A 24,097-nucleotide genomic window follows, 5' to 3' on the forward strand; every position below is an offset into this window, starting at 1 on the left:
CAGTGAACGAACTGGAGCTGATCACCGTGAACCACGACGCCCGGCAGCTGCTGGCGGCCTGGAACGACACCACCACCGACGTCCCGGAGGCGGGCCGCACGCTCACCCGGCTGCTCGCCGAGCAGGCGGCCCGCACCCCGGAAGCGCCGGCGCTGGTGTTCGAAGGCGAGTCCCTGACCTACCGCGAACTCCACCGGCGGGCCGACGGACTCGCGAACCTCCTGGTCGAGCGGGGCGTGGGCCCCGGTGTCCTCACCGGCGTCTGCGCCGACCGCAGCCTTGAACTGGTGATCGCCCTGCTGGGGGTGCTCAAGGCCGGCGGCGCCTACGTCCCGCTCGACCCGGACTACCCGGCCGACCGGCTGGCCTACATGGTCGCCGACAGCGCCGCGCCCGTCGTCCTCACCCAGACCCACTACCGAACCCTGTTCGACGCCGAGACGATCTGCCTCGACGACGTCGACTTCGCGGCGCACCCGATCGAGCGTCCACAAGAGACGTCCACAAAGGATCTCGCGTACGCCATCTACACCTCCGGCTCCACGGGCCGCCCCAAGGGTGTCCTGGTGCCGCACGAAGGCATCGTCAACCGCCTCGCGTGGACGCAGGCCCAGTACGGCCTCACCGCCGACGACCGCGTCCTGCAGAAGACGCCGTCCAGCTTCGACGTCTCCGTCTGGGAGTTCTTCTGGCCGCTGCTGACCGGCGCGACACTCGTCGTCGCCCGTCCCGGCGGCCACCGCGATCCCGCTTACCTGGCCGAGCTCATCCGCACCGAGCGGATCACGACCGTCCACTTCGTCCCGTCGATGCTGCAGGCGTTCCTGCTCGACCCCGCCGCCGCGACCTGCACCGGCCTGCGCCGCGTCCTGTGCAGCGGCGAAGCCCTGCCCGCCGAGCTGCAGGCCCGGTTCTTCGCCACCCTCCCGGGCGTCGAGCTGCACAACCTCTACGGCCCCACCGAAGCCTCGGTCGACGTCACCTACTGGGCATGCCAGCCCGAAGAAACGACTGTCCCCATCGGACGTCCGGTGTGGAACACCCGCACGTACGTCCTCGACGCCGAGCTGAAGCCGGTCGCGCCCGGCGTCCCCGGCGAGCTGTACCTCGCCGGGATCCAGATGGCCCGCGGCTACCACGGCCGGCCCGGCCTGACCTCCGAGCGGTTCGTGGCCAGCCCGTTCACGCCGGGGGAGCGGATGTACCGCACCGGCGACCTCGCCCGCTGGTCCGACGACGGCGCCCTGCACTACCTCGGCCGCACCGACCACCAGGTCAAGATCCGCGGCCTGCGCGTCGAGCTCGGCGAGATCGAGGCCGTCCTCGACCGCCAGCCCGGCGTCGGCGGCTCGTGCGTCCTGGCCCGCGAGGACCGCGAAGGCGACCAGCGCCTGGTGGGTTACGTCGTCCCGGACGGCGCCGCCCCCGACGTCGACGCCCTGCGCGCGGCACTGGCCGGGAACCTGCCGGAGTACATGGTCCCGGCGGCGTTCGTCGTGCTCGAAGACCTGCCGCTGACGCCGAGCGGCAAGCTCGACCGCAAAGCCCTCCCCGCGCCGGACTGGTCCGCCGCCCGCACCGGCCGCGCCCCGCGCACCCCGCGTGAAGCCGCGCTGTGTGAACTGTTCTCCGAGATCCTCGGCGTCGACGGCGTCGGCATCGACGACGGCTTCCTCGCCCTCGGCGGCCACTCCCTCCTGGCCGCCAAGCTCGTCTCCCGCATCCGCGCCACCCTCGGCGTCGAAGCCGGCATCGGCGACGTCTTCCGCGCGCCGACCCCGGCCAGCCTGGCCGAACTCCTCGAGGACGCGCCCGAGGCGCGCCCGGCCCTGACCCCGCGCCGCCGTCCCGAGCCGATGCCGCTGTCGTTCGCGCAGCGCCGGCTGTGGTTCCTCGACCAGGCCGACACCCGGAACGCGAGCTACCACGTCCCGCAGGCCGTCCGCCTCGACGGGCCGGTCGACGCCGGCCTGCTGCGGCTCGCCATCGGCGACGTCGTCGCCCGCCACGAGGCACTCCGCACGGTCTTCACCCGCATCGGCGACGAGCCGGTGCAGCAGATCCTGCCGGCCGGTGAGGTCCGGTGGGCGGTCGAACAGTCCACTGAGGACACCCTGGCCGAGGATCTGACCGCGGCTACCGAGGCCGGCTTCGACCTCACCCGCGAACTGCCGATCCGCGCCACCCTGTTCACCTTGCCCGGCGACACCGCCGTGCTGCTGCTGGTCGTGCACCACATCGCGAGCGACGGCTGGTCCTTCGCCCCGCTCCTGCGCGACCTGTCGACGGCCTACACCGCCCGCGCCACCGGTAACCCTCCGAAGTGGACACCGCTGCCGGTCCAGTACGCGGACTACACGCTGTGGCAACAAGAACTCCCCGTAGAGCGCGACCTCGCGTACTGGCGCGCGACCCTGGCCGGGTTGCCCGAGGAACTGCCGCTGCCCGCCGATCGCCCGCGCCCCGCGGTCGCGAGCCACCGCGGCGGCGTCGTCCCGATGGACGTCCCCGCCGACGTCCACCGCAAGCTGGCCGACCTGGCCGCCGCGGAAGGCGCGACGCTGTTCATGGTGCTGCAGGCCGCGTTCGCCGCGCTGCTCACCCGCCTCGGCGCGGGCGAAGACGTCCCGGTCGGCTCGCCGGTCGCCGGCCGCACGGACGCCGCCCTCGACGACCTCGTCGGCTTCTTCGTCAACACCGTCGTCCTGCGCACGGACACCGGCGGCGACCCGACGTTCCGCGAACTCCTGGACCGCGCCCGCGCGACGTGCCTGGCCGCGTTCGAGCACTCCGAGGTGCCGTTCGAGCGGGTCGTCGAAGAGCTGAACCCGGCGCGCTCGCTCGGCCGCCACCCGCTGTTCCAGGTGCTCCTGGTGCTGCAGAACAACCTCGCCGCCGAGCTGAACCTGCCAGGCGTCCGCGCCACCGGCGAGCGCGTCGACATCGGCTACGCGAAGTTCGACCTGGCCGCGATCTTCGAGGAACGCGACGGCGAGCTGACCGGCCTGCTGGAGTTCTCGAGCGATCTGTTCGACCGCGCCACCGCCGCCACGCTGGCCGGCCGCCTCCGGCGCGTGCTGGCCGCCGTCGCCGCGAACCCGGACGTCCGCATCGGCGACCTCGACCTCCTCGACCCGGCCGAGCGGCGCCAGGCCGAGACGGGCGGGCTGCCCGCGCCCGCCGCCCCGGCCGTCACCCTGCACGAGGTCATCGAGGGCCACGCCCGGCGCACTCCGGACCGCACCGCGCTGCTGTTCGAGGACCAGGTCGTCACCTACGCCGAGCTGGACGCCCGCGCCAACGGCGTCGCCGCGCTGCTGACCGGCGTCGAGCCCGGCCGGATCGTGGCGATCTGCCTCGACCGCGGCCCGGAGCTGGTCACCGCCATCCTCGGCGTGCTCAAGGCCGGCTGCGGGTACACGCTCCTGGACCCGTCGTTCCCCGCCGACCGCCGCCAGCTCCTGGCCGAGCAGGTCGACGCGCCCGTCGTGCTCGACGATCTGTCCGAATTGGACACAGTGGACGCCCGCGCGGAAGCGCCGAGCCGCGCGGTCAGCCCGGCCGGCCCGGCGTGCGTCATGTTCACCTCCGGCTCGACCGGGACGCCGAAGGGTGTCGTCGCGTCACACGAAGCCGTGGCGACGACGATCCTCGGCCAGGGCTACGCGGGTGACGTCTGGCTGCAGACCGCGCCCGTTTCCTGGGACGCCTTCGCGTTCGAGCTGTTCGGCGCCCTGCTCACCGGCGCCGCCTGCGTCCTGCAGCCCGGCCCGAAGCCCGAGCCCGCGCTCATCGCCGACCTGGTCGCGCGGCACGGCGTCACGACGATGTTCGTCTCGGCCAGCCTGCTCAACTTCCTCCTCGACGAGTACCCGGCCGTCTTCGTCCACGTCAGCGACGTCTACACCGGCGGTGAGGTCGCCTCGGTCACGCACCTGGCCAAGGCCCTGGACAGCTTCCCGGACGTGACGTTCACCAACGCCTACGGCCCGGTCGAGAACATGATCTTCGTCAGCTCGCACCGCGTCACGACCGCGGACCTCGACGCGCCCATCCCGATCGGCGTGCCGCTCAACGGCAAGCGCGCGTACGTCCTGGACGAGCGGCTGCGGCCGGTCGTGCCCGGCGTCGTCGGCGAGCTGTACGCCGCGGGCGGCGGCATCGCGGACGGCTACGTCGGCCGCCCCGGCTTGACCGCCGAGCGGTTCGTGGCCAGCCCGTTCGAGGCGGGGGCGCGGATGTACCGCACCGGCGACCTGGTGCGCCGCCGCGCCGACGGCGTCCTCGAGTACGTCGGCCGCGCCGACGACCAGGTCAAGATCCGCGGGTTCCGCGTCGAGCCGGGCGAGATCCGGACCGCGCTGGGCACCCACCCGGCGGTCACCGAGTCCGCCGTCGTCGTCCGCGAGGACCGGCCCGGCCAGAAGCTCCTGGTCGCCTACGTCGTCGGCGAGCCCGCCGACTTCCGCGCATACCTCGCCGAGCGGCTGCCGGAACACCTGGTGCCGAGCGCGTTCGTCCTGCTCGACGCGTTGCCGCTGACCCCCAACGGCAAGCTCGACCGCCGGGCCCTGCCCGCGCCCGAGCGCACGACCACGACCCGCGCGCCCCGCACCCCGCGGGAAGAAGTCCTCTGTGGACTCTTCGCGGACGTCCTCAGCGTCGAAACGGTGGGCGTCGACGACGGGTTCTTCGCCCTCGGAGGCCATTCGCTGCTCGCCGCCCGGCTCGTCGCCCGCATCGGCTCGGTGCTGGGCGCCCGGATCGGCGTCGCCGACGTCTTCCGCGCCCCGACCGCCGCCGGACTGGCTGCCGTCTTGGACAGCGCCCGGGCCGCCCGGCCCGCCGTCGTGGCCCGGCCGCGCCCCGACGTCCTGCCGCTCTCGTCGGCGCAGCGCAGCCTGTGGTTCGTCGAGCAGCTCGACCAGGCCGGCGCGACCTACAACGTGCCCCGCGCCCTGCGGCTGACCGGTGCCCTCGACGTCACCGCGCTGCGTCAGGCGTTCGCCGACGTCCTGGAGCGTCACGAGGCTCTGCGGACGGTGTTCCCGGACACCGACGGCGTGCCGCGCCAGGAGATCCGGCCGCTCACCGAGCTGCCGTGGACCGAAGCCGCGGTGGACGTCGCCGAGTTCGCCGCCCGCGAGTTCGACCTGACGACCGACCTGCCGATCCGCGCGGCGCTGCTGCGTGAGGGCGACGACCACGTCCTGGTGCTCGTCACCCACCACATCGCGAGCGACGGCTGGTCCTTCGCGCCGCTGCTGCGCGACCTCTCGACGGCCTACGCCGCCCGCGTCGCCGGTGACAGTCCGGAGTGGACGCCGTTGCCGGTCCAGTACGCGGACTACGCGCTGTGGCAACAAGAGCTGACCGATGACTCCTTGGACTACTGGACCGAGGCGCTCGCCGGGCTGCCCGACGAGATCAGCCTGCCCTTCGACCACCCGCGCCCGCCGGTCGCCAGTCACCGCGGTGCCACCCTGCCGGTGCGCCTCGACGCGGACCTGCACGCCCGGCTCCTGGACCTCGCCCGCGGTGAGCACGCGACGCTGTTCATGGTGCTGCAGGCCGGGTTCGCCGCACTGCTCTCGCGGCTCGGCGCCGGGGACGACGTCGCCGTCGGCACCCCGTCGGCCGGACGTCCCGACGCCGCGCTCGACGACCTCGTCGGTTTCTTCGTCACGACGCTCGTCCTGCGCACGGACCTCAGCGGCGACCCCACCTTCACCGAGCTCGTGCGGCGGGTCCGCGAGAGCGCGCTGGCCGCGTTCGACCACGCCGACGTCCCGTTCGAGCGGGTCGTCGAACGGCTCAACCCGGCGCGCTCGACCGCGCGGCACCCGCTGTTCCAGGTCATGCTGGCGCTGCAGAACAACGTCGCGGCCAACCTCACCCTGCCCGGCCTGGCCGCGGCGGACGTGCCGGTGACCACCGAGACCGCCAAGTTCGACCTCACGCTCAACCTGGAGGAGAACACCGGCGCCGACGGGCGACCGGCCGGGATCGGCGGGTACCTGGAGTACGCGACCGACCTCCTGGACGAAGGCACCGCGGCCGACCTCGCCGACCGGTTCATCCGGTTCCTGGCCGCGGCCGTCGAGGCGCCCGGAGCGACCTTGTCCACTGTGGACCTCTTGTCGGAGGGCGAGCGCGCGGCCATCGACACGGCCAACCGCACGACGGCGCGCTCGCTCCCGGACACCTCGGTCATCGAACTGTTCGAAGCCCAGGCCGCAGCCACCCCGGACGCGCCGGCGCTGGAGTTCGGCGCGACGACGCTGACCTACGCCGAGCTGAACACCCGGGCCAACCGGCTCGCCCACCACCTGGCCGGCCGCGGCGCCGGGCCCGAGCGGTACGTCGCCCTGGCGCTGCCGCGTGACGAGCAGCTGATCGTCGCGATGCTCGCCGTGCTCAAGACCGGCGCCGGCTACCTCGCGCTCGACCTGGAGTACCCGGCCGACCGCCTGACGATGATGCTGGAGGACGCCGCCCCGGCCCTGGTCCTCGCCCGCGACGACCTCGTCTTCGCCGACGAGACCGGGAACCTCGAGCACACCGCGTCGCCGGACAGCCCGGCGTACGTGATCTTCACGTCCGGCTCGACCGGCCGCCCCAAGGGCGTCGTCGTGCCGCGGCGGCCACTGCTGAACTTCCTCCTCGACATGGTCGACCGGTTCGGGATGTCCGCCGGGGACCGGCTCCTCGCGGTCACGACCGTCGGTTTCGACATCGCCGGCCTGGAGATCTTCGCGCCGCTGCTCGCCGGGGCCACGGTCGTGCTCGCGAGCCGGGACGACGTCCGCGACACCCGTGCCCTGGCCGCGCTCGCCGAGGACGTCACGCTCCTGCAGGCCACGCCGAGCCTGTTCCACGCCCTGCTGGCCGAGCCGGTCGACCTCGCGGGCGTGCACGTCCTGGTCGGCGGCGAAGCCCTGCCCGACGACCTCGCCGTCGCGCTGCGGGCGCGGGCCGCGTCGGTGACCAACATGTACGGCCCGACCGAGACGACGATCTGGTCGACGACCGCCCGCGTCGGCGAAGGCTCGCCGACCATCGGCACGCCGATCGCGAACACGCAGGTCCACGTGCTCGACCGCGCGTTGCGGCCGGTGCCGCCGGGCGTGCCGGGTGAGCTGTACATCGCGGGCGAAGGTGTCGTGCGCGGCTACCTCGGCCGGCCCGACCTGACGGCGGACCGGTTCGTCGCCTCGCCGTTCGCGGTGGGGGAGCGGATGTACCGCACCGGCGACCTGGTCGCCCGCCGCCGTGACGGCGAGATCCGGTTCCTCGGCCGCGTCGACCACCAGGTCAAGATCCGCGGCTTCCGCATCGAGCTGGGCGAGATCGAGGCCGTGCTGGCCGCGCACCCGGCCGTCGCGCTGCGCGCGGTCGTCGTCCGCGAGGACCGGCCAGGCGACAAGCGCCTGGTCGCCTACGTCGTGCCCAGCGGACCGGTCGACGTCGAGGAGCTGCGCCGGCACCTGGCGGCCGCGCTGCCCGGGTACATGGTCCCGTCGGCGTTCGTGCTGCTCGACGAGCTGCCCCGGACCCCGAACGGCAAGCTCGACCGCAAGGCCCTGCCCGCGCCGGCCGTCGAGAGCGGCGCCGGCCGGGTCCCGCGGACCGCGCGTGAGCACGCGCTGTGCGAGCTGTTCGCCGAGGTCCTCGGCGTGCCCGAGGTCGGCATCGACGACGGCTTCTTCGACCTGGGCGGCCACTCCCTGCTGGCCACCCGGCTGGCCGGGCGGATCCGCGCGGTGCTCGGCCTCGACGTCACCGTGCGGGCGCTGTTCGCGACCCCGACGGTCGCCGGGCTCAGCGAGAGCCTCGGCGACGCCGTCGTGGCACGCCCCGCCGTCACGCGGCGCGCGCGGCCGGACCGGCTGCCGCTGGCCCCCGGTCAGGAGCGGCTGTGGTTCCTGTCCCAAATTGACAGTGGAGACACCGCGTACCACATGCCGATCGCACTGCGGCTGCGCGGCGACGTCGACGCCTCGGCGCTTTCGGCGGCACTGTCCGATGTGGCCGGTCGTCACGAAGCCCTGCGCACGTACTACGCCGAGGACGAGTCCGGTCCGTACCAGGTGATCCTGGACTCCTTCGAGGTCCCGTTCGAGCTCGGCACCGGGTCGGTCGCCGAGGCCGCGCGGACCCCGTTCGACCTGGCCGCCGCCCCGCCGGTCCGGTCGTGGCTGTTCAGCGAGGGCGACGAGCACGTCCTGCTCGTGCTGACCCACCACATCGCCGGGGACGGCTGGTCGATCCCGGTCCTGCTGCGCGACCTCGCCGACGCGTACGCGGCCCGGCTCGACGGCCGCGCTCCCGAGTGGACACCGCTGCCCGTGCAGTACGCGGATTACACGCTGTGGCAACGAGAGCTCGACAGCGACCTCGCTTACTGGGCGGACGCGCTCGCCGGCCTGCCCGAGGAGCTCGCGTTGCCGTACGACCGCGTCCGGCCCGCCACCGCGGACCACACCGGCGGGTCGGCGGCCGTCGAGATCCCGGCCGAGCTGCACGCGCGGCTCCTGGAGCTGGCGGCCGGCCAGCGCGCGACCCTGTTCATGGTTCTGCAGGCCGCCCTCGCCACGCTGCTGGCGCGGTTCGGCGCCGGGGACGACGTCCCGATCGGCACCCCGGTCGCCGGGCGCCCCGACCCGGTTCTCGACGACCTCGTCGGCTTCTTCGTCAACACCGTCGTGCTGCGCACCGACGTCAGCGGCGCTCCGACGTTCACCGAGCTGCTGGACCGCGTCCGCGAAGCCGACCTGAGCGCGTTCGAGCACGACGACGTCCCGTTCGAGCGCCTGGTCGAGGAGCTGAACCCGGCCCGCTCGGCCGCGCGGCACCCGCTGTTCCAGGTGATGCTCGTGCTGCAGCAGGACGCGCCGGCGCCCGTGCTGTCCGGAGTGGAGTGTGAGCCGTACGAGGTGGCCCGCGCGGTCGCCAAGTTCGACCTCACCGCCGCCCTGGAGGAACGCGGCAACGGCGGGGGGATCACCGGCGCCTTCGAGTACGCGACCGCGCTGTTCGACGCCGCCACCGCCGAGCGCCTGGCGACCGCGTTCGTGCGGCTGCTGGAGCAGATCGCCGACGCACCCGCGAAGCCGGTGACGGCGTACGACGTGCTCACCGGCGACGAGCGTGACCTCGTCCTGGCGGCGGGCAACGCCGTTCAGGTGAGCGACGCGCCGGAAGACTGCCTGCACACCATCGTCGAACGGCAGGACCCCGACGCCGTCGCGATCCTGTTCGAGGGCGAGTCGCTGACCTACGGCGAGCTGAACGCCCGCGCCAACCAGGTCGCCCACCACCTCCTCGACGACGGTGTCCGCCGCGGCGAGGTCGTGGGAGTCCTGATGGACCGCGGTTTCGAGTTCGCGATCGCGGTGCTCGGAGTGCTCAAGTCCGGGGCCGCCTACACCCTGCTGGACCCGAGCTACCCGGCCGAGCGGCTGGCCGCGGTCACCGAGCAGGCGCGTGTCGAGCGGGTGCTGAAGTCCCTGCCGAGCCACGCCGAGAGCACGAACCCGGACGTCGAGCTGACCCCGGCCGACCTGGCCTGCGTCATGTTCACCTCCGGCTCGACCGGCGTCCCCAAGGGCGTCGCGACGTCGCACCGCGGGGTCGTCGCCACCATGGGCCAGGACTACGCCACCTTCGACTCCGGCCAGGTGTGGCTGCAGTGCGCGCCGGTCTCGTGGGACGGCTTCGCGCTCCAGCTGTTCGGCGCGTTGCTCTACGGCGGCCGCACGGTCCTGCAGCCCGGCCAGAACCCCGAGCCGGAGCGGATCGCCGCGCTGGTCGCCGAGCACGGCGTCACCGTGCTGCACGCCTCGGCGAGCCTGTTCAACTACCTCCTCGACCAGGAACCGCAGGTCTTCACCGTGCTGCGCCGGGCGATGACCGGCGGCGAGCCGGCGTCCGTCGAGCACGTCACGAAGGCGCTGCGCGAGTACCCGGACGTCCGGCTGATCAACGGCTACGGTCCGGCCGAAAGCATGGGCTACACGACGTTCCACCCGGTCACCGCCGCGGACCTCGGTGGCACGGCCATCCCGATCGGCCGGCCCGTCGCGAGCAAGCGCGCGTACGTCCTCGACGCGCACTTGGCGCTGGTCGCCCCCGGCGTCACGGGTGAGCTGTACCTCGCGGGCCACGGTCTCGCCGACGGCTACCGCGGCCTGCCCGCCGCGACGGCCGAGCGGTTCGTGGCTTCGCCGCATCTGCCGGGGGAGCGGATGTACCGCACCGGCGACCTGGTCCGCTGGCGCGCCGACGGCGTCCTCGAGTACGTCGGCCGCGCCGACGACCAGGTCAAGGTCCGCGGCTTCCGCGTCGAACCCGGCGAAGTCCGGGCGGTGCTCGCGCGGCACGACGGCGTCGAGCAGGCCGCGGTCGTCGTCCGCGACGGCCGGCTGATCGGCTACGTCGTCGGTACGGCCGAGCCCGCCGCCTTGCGGGCGTACCTGGCCGAGCGGCTGCCGGACTACCTGGTGCCGTCGGCGATCGTGCCGCTGGCCGAGCTGCCCCGGACCGCGAACGGCAAGCTCGACCGCCGCGCGCTGCCCGCGCCCGACTTCGCGGCGGCGTCCCGGCGGCGGCCGCGGACCGTGACCGAGAACGTCCTCTGTGGACTGTTCGCCGAGGTCCTCGGGCTGCCCGAAGTCGGCCTGGACGACGGTTTCTTCGACCTGGGCGGTCATTCCCTGCTGGCCGCCCGGCTGATCGGCCGCGTCCGCGCGGTGCTCGGCGTCGAGCTGGGCATCCGGGACCTGTTCCGCACACCGGCCGTCGCCGGGCTCGCCGAGGTGCTCGGGGACGCGGCCCCGGCCCGGCCGCCGGTGACCCGCCGGGAGCGCCCGGACCGGTTGCCGCTGTCGTTCGCGCAGCAGCGGCTGTGGTTCGTCGACCAGGCCGAGGAGGCCAACGCGGGCTACGACGTCCCGCGGGCCCTCCGCCTGCGCGGTGCCCTCGACGTGCCCGCCCTGCAAGCGGCGTTGGCCGACGTCGTCGAGCGGCACGAGTCGCTGCGGACGGTGTTCCCGTCGCACGAAGGCGAGCCGTGGCAGGAGATCCTGACCACTTGCGAGGTGCCGTGGACACTCACCCGGTCCACTGAGGACGAACTGCCGGACGTCCTCGCGGAGGCCGCGGCGCACGTCTTCGACCTGCGCGCCGAGCTACCGATCCGGGCGCACCTGGTCGCGGTGTCCGCCGACGACCACGTCCTGCTGCTGGTGCTGCACCACATCGCGTCCGACGGCTGGTCCGCCGCGCCGCTGTGGCGCGACCTGGCCACCGCCTACGCGGCCCGCGTCGACGGGCGCGCGCCGGACTGGGCGCCGCTGCCGGTGCAGTACGCGGACTACACGCTGTGGCAGCGCGAAGTCCTCGACGAGCCGGAGCTCGCCGGTCAGCTGGCGTTCTGGCGCGACACCCTCGCCGGCGTCCCCGAGGAGCTGGCGCTGCCCGCCGACCGGGTCCGCCCGGCCGTGGCGAGCCACCGCGGTGGCTCCGTGGAGTTCGCGCTCGGCGCGGACGTCCACAAGGGACTGGCCGACCTGGCCCGGGGGAGCGGCGCGACGCTGTTCATGGCGCTGCAGGCCGGGTTCGCGGCCCTGCTGTCCCGGCTCGGCGCCGGGGACGACGTACCGCTGGGGACCGCCGTCGCGGGTCGTGGCGACACCGCGCTCGACGATCTCGCCGGGTTCTTCGTCAACACCCTGGTCCTGCGCACCGACGTCTCCGGGCAGCCGACGTTCCGGCAGCTCCTGACCCGCGTCCGCGACGCCGGGCTGGCCGCGCTGGCGCACGCCGACGTCCCGTTCGAGCGGGTCGTCGCGGAGCTGAACCCGGCGCGGTCGGCCTCCCGGCACCCGCTGTTCCAGGCGATGCTCGTGCTGCAGAACAACGCGACCGCGCAGGTCAGCCTGCCCGGCCTCGCCACCGAGGGGGTCACGGTCCGCCGGGACGTCGCCAAGTTCGACCTCACCGCGGGCATCGAAGAGAACCACGCCCCCGACGGCACCCCGGCCGGGCTGACCGGGCAGCTGGAGTACGCGACCGACCTCTTCGACGCGGCCACGGCCGCGGCCATCGCGGAGCGGTTCGCCCGGTTCCTCACCGCGGCCGTCGCGACGCCGGACGTGTCCGTTGTGGACCTGGACGTGCTCGGTTCCGGCGAGCGGGCCGAACTGCTGGCCTTCGGTTCCACTCAGCCGACCGCGCCGGCGATGCGGCTGCACGAACTCGTCGAGCGGCAGGCGGCCTGGGCGCCGGACGCGACCGCGCTGGTCTTCGAAGGCTCGTCACTCACCTATCGGCAGCTCGACACCGAGGCCAACCGGCTCGCCCGGCACCTCGTCGCCGAGGGAGTCCGGCCCGGCGATCTGGTCGGTGTCCACATCGGACGCTCTCCGCGACTGGCCGTCGCGCTGCTCGCCGTCCTGAAGGCGGGCGCGGCCTACACCGTGCTGGACACGGACTTCCCGGCCGAACGCTTGCTGTCCGCCTTGCGCCGGACGTCGGCCGCGGTCGTCCTGACCGACGGCGGTGAGCTGCCCTGGCGGCGGATCGACGTCGTGGCCGACGCGGCCGCGATCGCCGTCCGCGACGGCGGTGTCCTCGGCCTGCCCAGCAGCCCGGACGACCTCGCCGTCGTCATGTTCACCTCCGGCTCGACCGGCGTCCCCAAGGCGGTCGCGGCCCCGCACCGCGCGGTCGTCGGCACGTTGACGGGTCAGAACTACGCCGGGTTCGGTCCGGACGACGTCTGGCTGCAGTGCGCGCCGGTGTCGTGGGACGCGTTCGGCACGCAGCTGCTCGGGCCGCTGCTTTCGGGCGGCACGGTCGTGCTCCAGCCCGGCCAGCGACCGGAGCCGGCGCTGATCGAGGACCTGGTCGTGGCGCACGGCGTCACGGTCCTGGACGTCTCGGCGAGCCTGTTCAACTTCCTGGTGGACGAGCACCCGGCGGTGTTCGCGACGGTCCGCCGCGCGATGACCGGCGGCGAGGCGGCCTCGCCCGCGCACCTGGCGAAGGTGCTGCGGTCGTACCCGCACGTCGCGGTGATCAACGGCTACGGCCCGGCCGAGACGATGGGCTTCAGCACGTTCCACGAGGTCACGGCGGTGGATGGGCCGGTGCCGATCGGCCGCCCGCTCGCCGGCAAGCACGCGTACGTCCTCGACGCGCGGCTGCGGCCGGTGCCCGCGGGGGTCGTCGGCGAGCTGTACCTGTCCGGCGTCGGCACGGCGCTGGGGTACCTCGGCGCGCCGGGGGCGACCGCGGAACGGTTCGTCGCCTCGCCGTTCGTGGCGGGCGAGCGGATGTACCGGACGGGCGACCTCGCGCGGTGGACCGCTTCCGGCGTCCTCGAGTACGCGGGCCGGGCGGACGACCAGGTCAAGATCCGCGGCTTCCGCGTCGAGCCGGGCGAGGTGCAGGCCGCGCTGGCCGCGCACGACGGCGTCACGCAGGCCGCGGTCGTGGTCCGGGACGGGCTGCTGGTCGCCTACGTCGTCGGGACGGCTGATCCCGCGGCGCTGTCGGAGTTCGTCGCCGCGCGGTTGCCGGAGTACCTGGTGCCGTCGGTGATCGTGCCCCTGGCGGAGCTGCCGCGGACCGCGAACGGCAAGCTGGACCGGGCAGCGCTGCCCGCGCCTCGTCCGGTCAGTGCCGGGCAGGTCGCTCCGCGGACCCCGATCGAGGTCGCGCTGGCCGCGATCTGGGCGGACGTGCTCGGGATTCCGTCGCCGGGGGTGGAGGACAACTTCTTCGCGCTGGGCGGCCACTCGCTGCTGGCGGCGAAGGTGACCGGCCGGATGCGCACGGAGTTCGGCGTGCGGCTCGGGGTGCGGGCGCTGTTCGAGGCTCCGACGATCGCTTCCTTGGCCCGGCTCGTGCCCAATGCGTCCACTGTGGACTTCGAGCCGATTCCGGTGCGCGAGCACGGGGTCCGGACGCCGCTTTCGCCGGTGCAGCGCGGACTGTGGTTCGCCGAACGGCTCGCGCCGGGCTCGGCGGAGTACTTGGTGCCGCTGGCGTTGCGCATCGGCGGCGACCTCGACGTGGCGGCGTTGGACGGCGCGCTGTCGGCGGTGGTGGCGCGGCACGAGGTGCTGCGCAGCCGGTTCGTCGAGGCCGACGGTGAGCCGATCCAGGTGGTGGACCCGGTGCGCCCGGTGCCGCTGCCGGTGACCGACCTCGCCGCGCCGGCGGCCGCCGCGAGCCGGCCCGCGGTCGACCCCGCGGCCGGGACCGCCCGGGACCAGGCGGTCGAAGCCTTCGTACGCTCGCAGGTCGGGATTCCGCTCGACCTCGAACACGGTCCCGTCTTCCGCGCCGCCCTCGGGCGGATCTCGGCCACCGACCACGTGCTTGTCCTGCTCCTGCACCACATCGTCGCCGATGGGTGGTCCATGGGTGTCCTGGCGCAGGAGCTGCGCGACCACTACGCCGGCGTGAAGCCCACGGCCCTGCCGGTGCAGTTCGGTGACGTCGCCGCCTGGCAGGCGACGGCCGACGACCAAGCCGGGCTCGACTTCTGGCGCCACGCCCTCGACGGCATGCCGCACGTCGCCGAGCTGCCAGCCGACCGGCCGCGACCCCTCACCCGGGACATCGCCGGCGCCAAGACCCCCGTGCACGTCCCCACCGAGGTCGTCGACCGCCTGCAGAAACTCGGCGCGAAGCAGGGCGCGAGCCTCTTCATGACCGTCCTGGCCGCCTTCGAGGTCCTGATCAGCCGCTACACCGCCATGCGCGACTTCGCGATCGGCACCCCGGTGTCCGGCCGCGGCCACCCGCAGACCGAGCCGCTGATCGGCCACTTCGTCAACACCGTGCCGCTGCGCGCGGACCTGACCGGCGACCCGGCGTTCACGGAACTGCTGCACCGGGTCCGCACCGGCACCCTGGCCGCGTTCGACCACGACGACGTCCCCTTCGACCGGATCGTCGAACTCCTCCGCCCGCAGCGCGACCTCACCCGCACGCCCCTCGTGCAGATCGTGTTCGCCCTGCAGAACAACGAGGAAGCCGGCTGGGCACTGCCGGGCCTGACCGTCGAAAAGGTCGCCGTGGACACCCAGGTCAGCAAGTTCGACCTCGAACTCGCCCTCGCCCAGGACGCCGACGGCGCCCTCACCGGCATCTTCGAGTACCCGACCGCCCTGTTCGACGCCACCACCATCGAGCGCCTCGCCGGCCACTTCACCACCCTGCTCGAAAGGATCGCCGAGGCGCCCGAAACCCCGATCGGTGAGCTGGACCTGCTCAGCGAGACCGAGCGGGAGCACCTCGTCCACGGCGTCAACGACACCCGGGTCGCCTACAACGAGGACGTCTGCCTCCACCACCTCATCACCGAGCAGGCGAAGAGGACCCCGGACGCGATCGCCGTCGAATACCTCGACGACCACCTCGACTACGCCGAACTCGAACGCCGGGCCGGAGTCCTCGCGGCCCGTCTGGCCGAACACGGCGTCGGCCCGGACGTCCCGGTCGGCCTGCGGATGGACCGCTCGATCGACCTGATCGTCGGCCTGGTCGCGATCCTCAAGGCCGGCGGCGCGTTCGTCCCGATCGAGACCGACGCCCCCGAACCCCGCGTCCTCGGCATCCTCGGCGACGCGCACTCTCCGGTCTGCCTGGTCAACGAGGGTGCGCAAACCCCGGCGGGAAGCCAAGTCACCTTCCTCGAAGTGTCCGATCTGGACGGTGAAGCGCCGCGGCTGACCGACACCACCCACCCCGACAACCTCGTGTCGATCTACTACACCTCCGGCTCCACCGGCAAACCGAAGGGTGTCGCGAGCACCCACCGCGGCTGGGGCAACCGGCTGCGCTGGCACCAGGACACCTACCGGCTCCAGCCGGGCGAAGGCGTCCTGCAGAAGACGACCCTCGTCTTCGACGACGCCGCCGTCGAATGCCTGTGGCCGCTCATCGTCGGTGGCCGCGTCGCGCTGATCCCGCCGGGCCTGCACCGCGACCCGGCCGCCATCCTGGAAGGCGCGATCAAGCACCGGGTCGCCAACCTGCAGTTCGTGCCGAGCATGCTGACGCTGTTCCTGGAGCAGCTGACCCCGGCCGACCGCGTCGCGCTCAAGACCGTCCGCAACGTCATCACCAGCGGCGAAGCCCTGCAGCCGGAACTGCTCAAGCTGTTCTTCGACCGCTTGGGCGAGACCGCCACGCTGCACAACCAGTGGGGCGCGACCGAGGTGTCGATCGACTCGACCATGCGCACGTGCCTCCGATCGGACCTCGACGGCGCGGGCTCGGTGAGCGTCGGCTCGCCGATCGCGAACAACCAGATCCACGTCCTCGACGAGCACCTGCGGCCCGTCCCGGTCGGCGTCCCCGGCGACCTGTTCATCGGCGGTGTCGGCCTGGCCCGCGGCTACCTCGGCGACCCGGTCAAGACGGCGTCGGCGTTCCTCGCCAGCCCGTTCGACCCGGGGGAGCGGCTCTACCGCACCGGTGACCGCGGCCTGCGCACCCCCGACGGCGCACTGACCTTCCTCGGCCGCCAGGACTCGCAGGTCAAGATCCGCGGCATCCGCGTCGAACCGGGCGAGGTCGAGCAGGTCCTCCTGGAACTGCCCGGCGTTCGCGAAGCCGCGGTCACGGTGTGGCAGCCGGTGCCGGGTGACAAGCGGCTCGCCGGGTACGTCACCCCGCAGGCCGGCGTCACGCTCACCGAGGCCGGGATCCGCGAGCAGCTGCGCGAGCGGCTGCCCGTCTACCTCGTGCCGACGGCGCTGAGCGTGCTGCCCGAGTTCCCGACCACCACCAGCGGCAAGATCGACCGCAAGGCGCTGCCCGCGCCGGCCGCGGCCGGCGCCGAGTACCGGGCGCCGGAAGGCCCGGTCGCGGAACTGGTCGCCGAAGTGCTCCAGCACGTCCTCGGTGTCGAGCGGGTGGGCGCCGACGACAACTTCTTCGACCTCGGCGGGCACTCCCTGCTGGGTGTGCGGGTGGTCGCCGAGCTGCGCAAACGCCTCTCGGCCGACATCCCGATCCGGCTCATCTTCGACTCGCCCACGGTCGCGGAGCTCGCCGGGGCCGTCGCCCGCGCCACCAAGCGCGAGTTCGAGGCCATCCCGAAGCGGCCGGACGGGCCGGCGCCGCTGGCCGGGGTCCAGGTCGGCATGTGGCTGGCCGACCGGATGGCGCCGTCGAGCGCGGAGTACCTGGTGCCCAACGCGGTCCGTCTCCGCGGACCCCTCGACGTCGACGCGCTGGCGGCCGCGCTCACGAAGCTGGTCGAGCGGCACGAGATCCTGCGGACCCGGTTCGTCGAGATCGACGGCGAACCGCGGCAGGTCGTCGACCCGGCCGGGCCGGTGCCGTTGCCCGTCACCGAGATCGACGAACTCGCGCCGTTCCTGCAAGCACAGCCCATCGACCTCGCCACCGGGCCGGTGTTCGCCGCCGCCCTCGGCCGGCTCGCCGAGGACGACCACGTCCTGGCGTTGTCGGCGCACCACATCGTCCTGGACGGCTGGTCCGAAGGCATCCTCGCCGAGGAGCTGCGCGACCTCTACGCCGGCGCCGACTTGCCGCCCCTGCCGGTGCAGTACGCCGACGTCGCGGCCTGGTCCCGGCCCAGCGAGGCGGACGTCGAGTTCTGGCGGACGCAGCTGGCCGGGGTGCCGCAGGTCGTGCAGCTGCCGGCGGACCGCCCGCGGCCGCCGGTGCGTGACCCGCGGGGCGCGCGGTACGAGTTCAGCGTGCCCGCGGAGCTGGCCGCCCGCCTCGGCGAGGTGGGCACGGAAGCCCGGGCGAGCCTGTTCATGACGCTGCTCGCGGGGTTCCAGGTGCTCGTCGCGCGGCACACCGGGCTGCGGGAGTTCGCGATCGGCAGCCCGGTCGCCGGCCGCGACCACCCGGACACCGAGCGGCTGATCGGCCAGTTCGTCAACACCCTGGCGTTGCGCGCCGACCTGACCGGCTCCCCGGGCTTCACCGAACTGCTGGAGAGGGTCCGCGAGACGGCGCTGAACTCCTTCAGCCACCAGGAAGTCCCGTTCGACCGGGTCGTCGCCGAGCTGCGGCCCGACCGCGACCCGAGCCGGAACCCGTTGGTGCAGCTGATGTTCGCGCTGCAGACGGTGTCCGAGGGCGGCTGGGAGTTCGCCGGGCTGGACTGCGAACCCGTCGGCGTCGAGACGGGCGCCGCGAAGTTCGACCTGGCCGTGGTGCTGCGCGAGCAGGCCTCCGGCGCGGTCGACGGCGTTCTCGAGTACCCGGTCGCGTTGTTCGACGAGGACACGGTCGCCGCGTTCGCCGAGCGCTACCTGCGCCTGCTCGGCGGGTTCGCCGCCGACCCGCGGCGGCCGGTCGACCGCGTCCCGATGCTCGACGCGGCCGAACTCGCGCCACTCGACGACACCGCCCCCGGCGGGACGTTCGCCGGGCTGGTCGAAGCCCAGGCGCGGCGGACCCCGGACGCCCCGGCCGTCGTGGCCGGACCGGACTCGCTCACCTACGCCGAGCTGGACGCGGCGGCCAACCGCGTGGCCCGGTCGCTGCGGAGTCAGGGCGCCGGTCCGGAGAAGGTCGTCGCGCTGCTGCTGCCGCGCTCGGCCGACCTGGTCGTCGCGCAGCTCGCGGTGGTCAAGACCGGGGCGGCGTTCCTCCCGATCGACCCGAGCTACCCGGCCGAGCGCATCCGGTACATGCTCGACGACGCGAACCCGGTACTCACGCTGCGGGAATTGCCAGCGTCCACAATGGACGACGGTCCGCTGGACGTCGAAGTGCAGCCCGAGAACGCGGCCTACGTGATCTACACGTCGGGTTCGACGGGACGCCCGAAGGGGGTCGTCGTCAGCCACGCCGGCCTCGGCACCCTGGTGGCGAACACCATCGCCGCCTACCGGGTCGGCCCCGGTGACCGGGTGCTGCAGTACGTGTCGCCGAGCTTCGACGCGTCGATCCTGGAGCTGTGCGCGTCGCTGATGACGGGCGCCGCCCTGGTCGTCACGCCGCCCGGGCCGCTCCTGGGCGACCAGCTGCGGGACGTCCTCGCCGAGGGCCGCGTGACGCACGCGCTGATCCCGCCCGCGGCCCTGGCCACGGTCGAGGACCCGGACCTGCCGGACTTCCGGACGGTCGTGGTCGGCGGCGACGTCTGCCCGCCCGAGCTGGTCGCGAAGTGGGCGCCGGGCCGCCGGATGCTCAACATGTACGGCCCGACCGAGGCGACGGTCGTCTCGACGGTGTCCGAACCCCTGGTGGTGGGCGCCCCGGTGACCATCGGCTCGGCGTTGAAGCACACGCAGGCGTACGTCCTGGACGACCGGCTCCAGCCGGTGCCGCCGGGCGTGGCCGGTGAGCTGTACGTCGCGAGCCCGGGCCTCGCCCGCGGCTACCTCGGCCGGCCAGGGCTGACGGCCCAGAGGTTCGTGGCGAACCCGGCGGGCGGGCGGATGTACCGCACCGGCGACCTCGTCCGCCGGACCCGCGCCGGGGAGCTGGAGTTCCTCGGCCGGACCGACGACCAGGTCAAGATCCGCGGCTTCCGCATCGAACTCGGCGAAGTCGAGTCCGCGCTGCGGGCGCACCCGGCGCTCACCGCGGCGGTCGTGCTCGCCAAGCCCGACCCGGCCGGGCAGAAACGCCTGGTCGCCTACGTCGCCGGCGACGTGACGGCCGCCGAGCTGCGGACGTTCCTCGGGCAGCGGCTGCCGGAGCACCTGGTGCCGAGCGCGTTCGTCGTGCTCGACGCGCTGCCGGTCAACGCCAGCGGCAAGCTCGACCGGGCCGCGCTGCCCGAACCGGCCGAGGAGACGGCGGACTACGTCGCCCCGGGCAGTCCGGAGGAACAGCTGATCGCCGACATCTGGGCCGAGGTCCTGGGCGTGCCCCGCGTCGGGCTCGGCGACGACTTCTTCGCCCTCGGCGGGCATTCCGTGCTCGCCGCCAAGGTCCGCATGCGGCTGCAGGCCGCGTTCGGCGTGGACCTGCCCCTGCCCGTGCTGTTCCAGACCACCACGGTCGCCGCGCTCGCCGCCGTGGTCCACACCGAGATCGAGGCCGAGCTCGCCGGCATGTCCGAGCAGGAGCTCCTCGACTCCCTCACCGAGGAGGCCAGCGCATGACCACGTTCGACATCCGCCCGCAAGCCGAGGCGGACGCCGACCGCGCCGCCCGCTTGCGGGCCGCGGTGCTCGCGAAGCGGTTGCGCGGCCGGGCCGCCACCCCGGCCCGGGCGTTCGGCCGGGCCGAGCGCGGCGCCCCGCTGCCGCTGTCGGCCGGGCAGCAGCGCCTGTGGTTCCTCGACCGGCTCGACCCGGACAGCGCCGAGTACGCCGTGCCGCTCCTGCTCCGGCTGGAGGGCGCCCTCGACGTCGACGCCCTCCGGCGGTCGCTCGACGCCTTGGTGGCACGGCACGAGATCCTCCGCACGACGTACACCGCGGAGAACAACCGGCCGCGCCAGGTGATCGGGGCTCCGGCGCCGGTCGACCTCCCGGTGGTCGAGGGTGACCTGGACGCGATCCTCGCGGAGTACGTCGGCCGTCCGTTCGACCTGGCCACCGGCCCGGTGTTCCGGGCGCTGCTGGTGCGTGAGGCGCCGGAGCGGCACGTCCTCGCCTTGAACGTCCACCACATCGCCTGCGACGGCTGGTCCCTGCCGATCCTGATGGACGACCTCCGCCGGCTCTACACCGGTGCGGAACTGCCGCCGGTCGAACTGTCCTATGCGGACTTCGCGGTCTGGGAACAGTCCCGCGTGGACGCCCACACGGCCGACCTCGCGTACTGGAAGGACCGGCTCGCCGGGCTGGAGACCCTCGAACTGCCCGCCGACCGGCCGCGCCCGGCCCAGCGCGACCACCACGGCGCTTCGGTCCGCTTCACCATCCCCGCGGCCGCCGCCTCCGCCGTGATCGACCAGGGCAAGGCAACCGGCGCGACGCCGTTCATGACGCTGCTCGCCGCCGCGTACGTGGTGCTCGGGCGGCACACCGGACGCGAGGACATCGCCGTCGGCACCCCGGTCGCCGGCCGTGGCCGGGCCGAGCTGGAGCACATGGTCGGGTTCTTCGTGAACACCGTCGTCGCCCGCGGCGACCTCTCCGGCGACCCGGACTTCGCCACGCTCGCCGACCGCGTCCGCGTCGCCCGCCTGGCCGACCAGGCGCACGAGGACCTGCCGTTCGAGCGCCTGGTCAAGGAGCTGGCGCCGGAGCGCGACCTCGCGCACACCCCGGTCGTCCAGGTCATGTTCGCCGTCTACGACTCCTCGGCCGGCTCGCCGGACCTGGGCGACCTGCGGGTGTCACCGGTGGACCTGCCCTCGACGACGGCGAAGTTCGACCTGATGATCTCCTTCGTCCGCCAGGCCGACGGCTCCGTCGAGGGCGTGCTGGAGTACGCGACCGCGTTGTTCGACGAGGTCCGGATGGCCCGGATGGGCGAGCACTTCGTCCGGCTGTTCACCGAGCTGGCCGCCCGCCCCGGCGTCCGGCTGTCCGAAGTGGACGTCCTCGGGACGGCCGAGCGGAAGCTGCTCCTGGAGACCTGGAACGCCACCGCCGAGCCCTACCTGCGCGGCACGCTGCACGGCCGGATCGCCGCGCAGGCGGCGTCCACTCCGGACGCCATCGCCGTCCGTTGTGGACACACCGAGCTGACCTACGCCGAGCTGGAGGACCGCGCCACCCGGCTGGCCCAGCGGCTGCGGGCGCACGGAGTCGGCGTCGAAACCCCGGTCGGGGTGCTCTGCGAACGCGGTCCGCTGCTGCTGCCGGTGCTGCTGGCCGTCCTCAAGACCGGCGGCCACTACATCCCGCTCGACCCGGCCTACCCGCAGGACCGCAAGGAGTACATGCTCCGCCAGGCCGGCGCCCGCGTCCTCGTCACGACCCGCCGCTACGCCGAAGAGGACCTCGGTGACGTCGTGGTCCTCGCCGACGAGCCGGTCGCCGACGACCCGGTGCCGTGGCAGGACCCGGTCGTCGACCCGGAGAACCTCGCCTACATCATCTACACGTCCGGCTCCACCGGCCGCCCCAAGGGCGTGCTGATCAGCCACCGCGGCGTGCTGCACTACCTGGACTGGTGCCGCCAGGCCTACCGCGCCGACGAGGGCGACGGCGCCCCGGTGCACTCGTCGCTCGCCTTCGACCTGACCGTCACCGGGCTGTTCCTGCCGCTGCTGTGCGGGACGACGGTGACGCTGGTGCCGGAGGACGAGCACCCCGTGGCGGGCCTCGCGGACGTCCTGTCCAGTGGACGCAAGTTCAGCTTCGTCAAGCTCACCCCGGCCCACCTCGAACCGCTGCGCCGCTGCCTGACGCCGGAAGCCGCCGACGCCGCCGCGCACCTGGTGGTCGGCGGCGAGCAGCTGACGGCCGAGGCGCTGGAGTTCTGGCGGGAGCACGCCCCGGATGTCGTGGTGGCCAACGAATACGGCCACACCGAGACGTCGGTGGCGAACGTGATCAACCTGCTGCCGGCCGCCGAGTGCGTGACGACACCGATCTCGGTCGGGCGCCCGATCTGGAACACCGAGGTCTACCTGCTCGACGAGCACCTGCGCCCGGTCCCGGTCGGCGTCACCGGCGAGCTGTACGCGGGCGGCGCCGGAGTCGCCCGCGGCTTCGCCGGCAACCCCGGCCTGACCGCGGCGAAGTACGTGCCGAACCCGTTCGGGCCCGGCCGGCTCTACCGCAGCGGCGACCTGGCCCGGTACCTGCCGGACGGGCGGCTGGAGTTCGTCGGCCGCACCGACCACCAGGTCAAGGTCCGCGGCTACCGCATCGAGCTGGGCGAGATCGAGGCCGCGCTGGTCGGCGGCCCCGGCGTCACCGAGGCGGTCGCCGTGGTCCGCGACGGCGCGCTCGCCGGGTACGTCGCCCCGTCCACTGTGGACGCCGACGCGCTGCGGGCGCACCTGTCCGAGCGTCTCCCGGAGTACATGGTCCCGGCGACACTGACCACATTGGACACGCTGCCGCTCACGTCGAACGGCAAGATCGACCGGATCGCGCTGCCCGCCCCGGACGCCGCGCCGGTGTCGACGTCCGGTGTCCTGCCGCGCGACGAGCTGGAGATGGCGCTCGCCAAGCTGTGGGAGGACCTGCTGGGCCGCCGCGTCGGCGTCACCGACGGCTTCTTCGACGTCGGCGGTCACTCGCTCCTGGCGGTCGTGCTGGTCGACCGGATCAAGGCCGAGCTGGGCGCGACCGTCGGCCTGGCCGAGGTGTTCCGCGCCCCGACGATCCGGGCCCTGGCCGACCTCATCCGGGCCGGGGACCACGGCGGGGGACTGGTCGTGCCGCTGTCGCCGGGCCGCGCGGGCGTCGCACCGCTGTTCCTGCTGCCGCCGACCGCCGGGAGCCCGTTCCCGTACCTGCAGCTGGTGGCCGAGCTGGACCCGGCGCTGCCGGTATTCGGCCTGCAAGCGCCCGGGTTCGCGCCCGGCGAGGACCCGGTGCACACGATCGAAGAGCTGGCCGCGGCGTTCGTCGCCGACCTCCTGCCGGTCGTGGGGGAGCGGCCGATCCGCCTGGCGGGCTGGTCCCAGGGCGGGTCGGTGGCGTTCGAAATGGCCGCCCAGCTGGAAAAGGCGGGGCGGGCCGTCGAGCACCTCTGCATCATCGACGCCACCGTCCTCGGCGTCGACGACTACGGCAACCCGCTGCCGGAGGTCGACACCAGCGACCCCCTGGCGTGGTTCGGCGAAGCCGTGCTGAAGCTGGCCCCGGGAGCCGTCGACACCCTCGACGAGATGCTCGCCGAGGCCCGGGACCGCGGCATGGTCTCCGAAGTCGCGGGCAACGCGGTCGTCGAGCAGATGGCCCGGGTCTACCTGGCCGGCAAGGACGCCGTCGAGGCCTACCGCTGCCGGGCCGTCGTCGACACCGGCATCCACCTCATCACCTCCACCGGCACCCACCCGGTGAAGGGCCGCCCGGAGGTGCGCCCGGAGAGCTGGCGCGCCCGCACGCGCGGCGAGCTCACGGTGACGCCGGTGCCCGGGCACCACTGGGACATGGTCGAACCGCCGCACGTGGCGGAGCTGGCCCGGGCCGTGCTGGCCGGGCTCGCCGTGACCGCCGACGAGTGA

The 24,097-nt window shown here is 73.6% G+C and carries 2 protein-coding genes; both read left to right on the top strand.

The features are described 5' to 3' along the window. Positions 1 to 2 precede the first annotated feature (2 nt). Positions 3 to 20,120, top strand: coding sequence for a non-ribosomal peptide synthase/polyketide synthase (locus tag ACIRSS_RS25640; protein ID WP_400899081.1), 20,118 nt, complete (start codon positions 3 to 5; stop codon positions 20,118 to 20,120). Next, complete coding sequence (locus ACIRSS_RS25645) at positions 20,117 to 24,097, top strand: amino acid adenylation domain-containing protein (RefSeq protein WP_400899083.1); 3,981 nt, start codon at positions 20,117 to 20,119, stop codon at positions 24,095 to 24,097. Before ACIRSS_RS25640 ends, ACIRSS_RS25645 begins: the two co-directional genes overlap by 4 nt.

Origin of the sequence: Amycolatopsis sp. NPDC101161 (assembly GCF_044768185.1) — a bacterium.
Lineage (GTDB): Bacteria > Actinomycetota > Actinomycetes > Mycobacteriales > Pseudonocardiaceae > Amycolatopsis.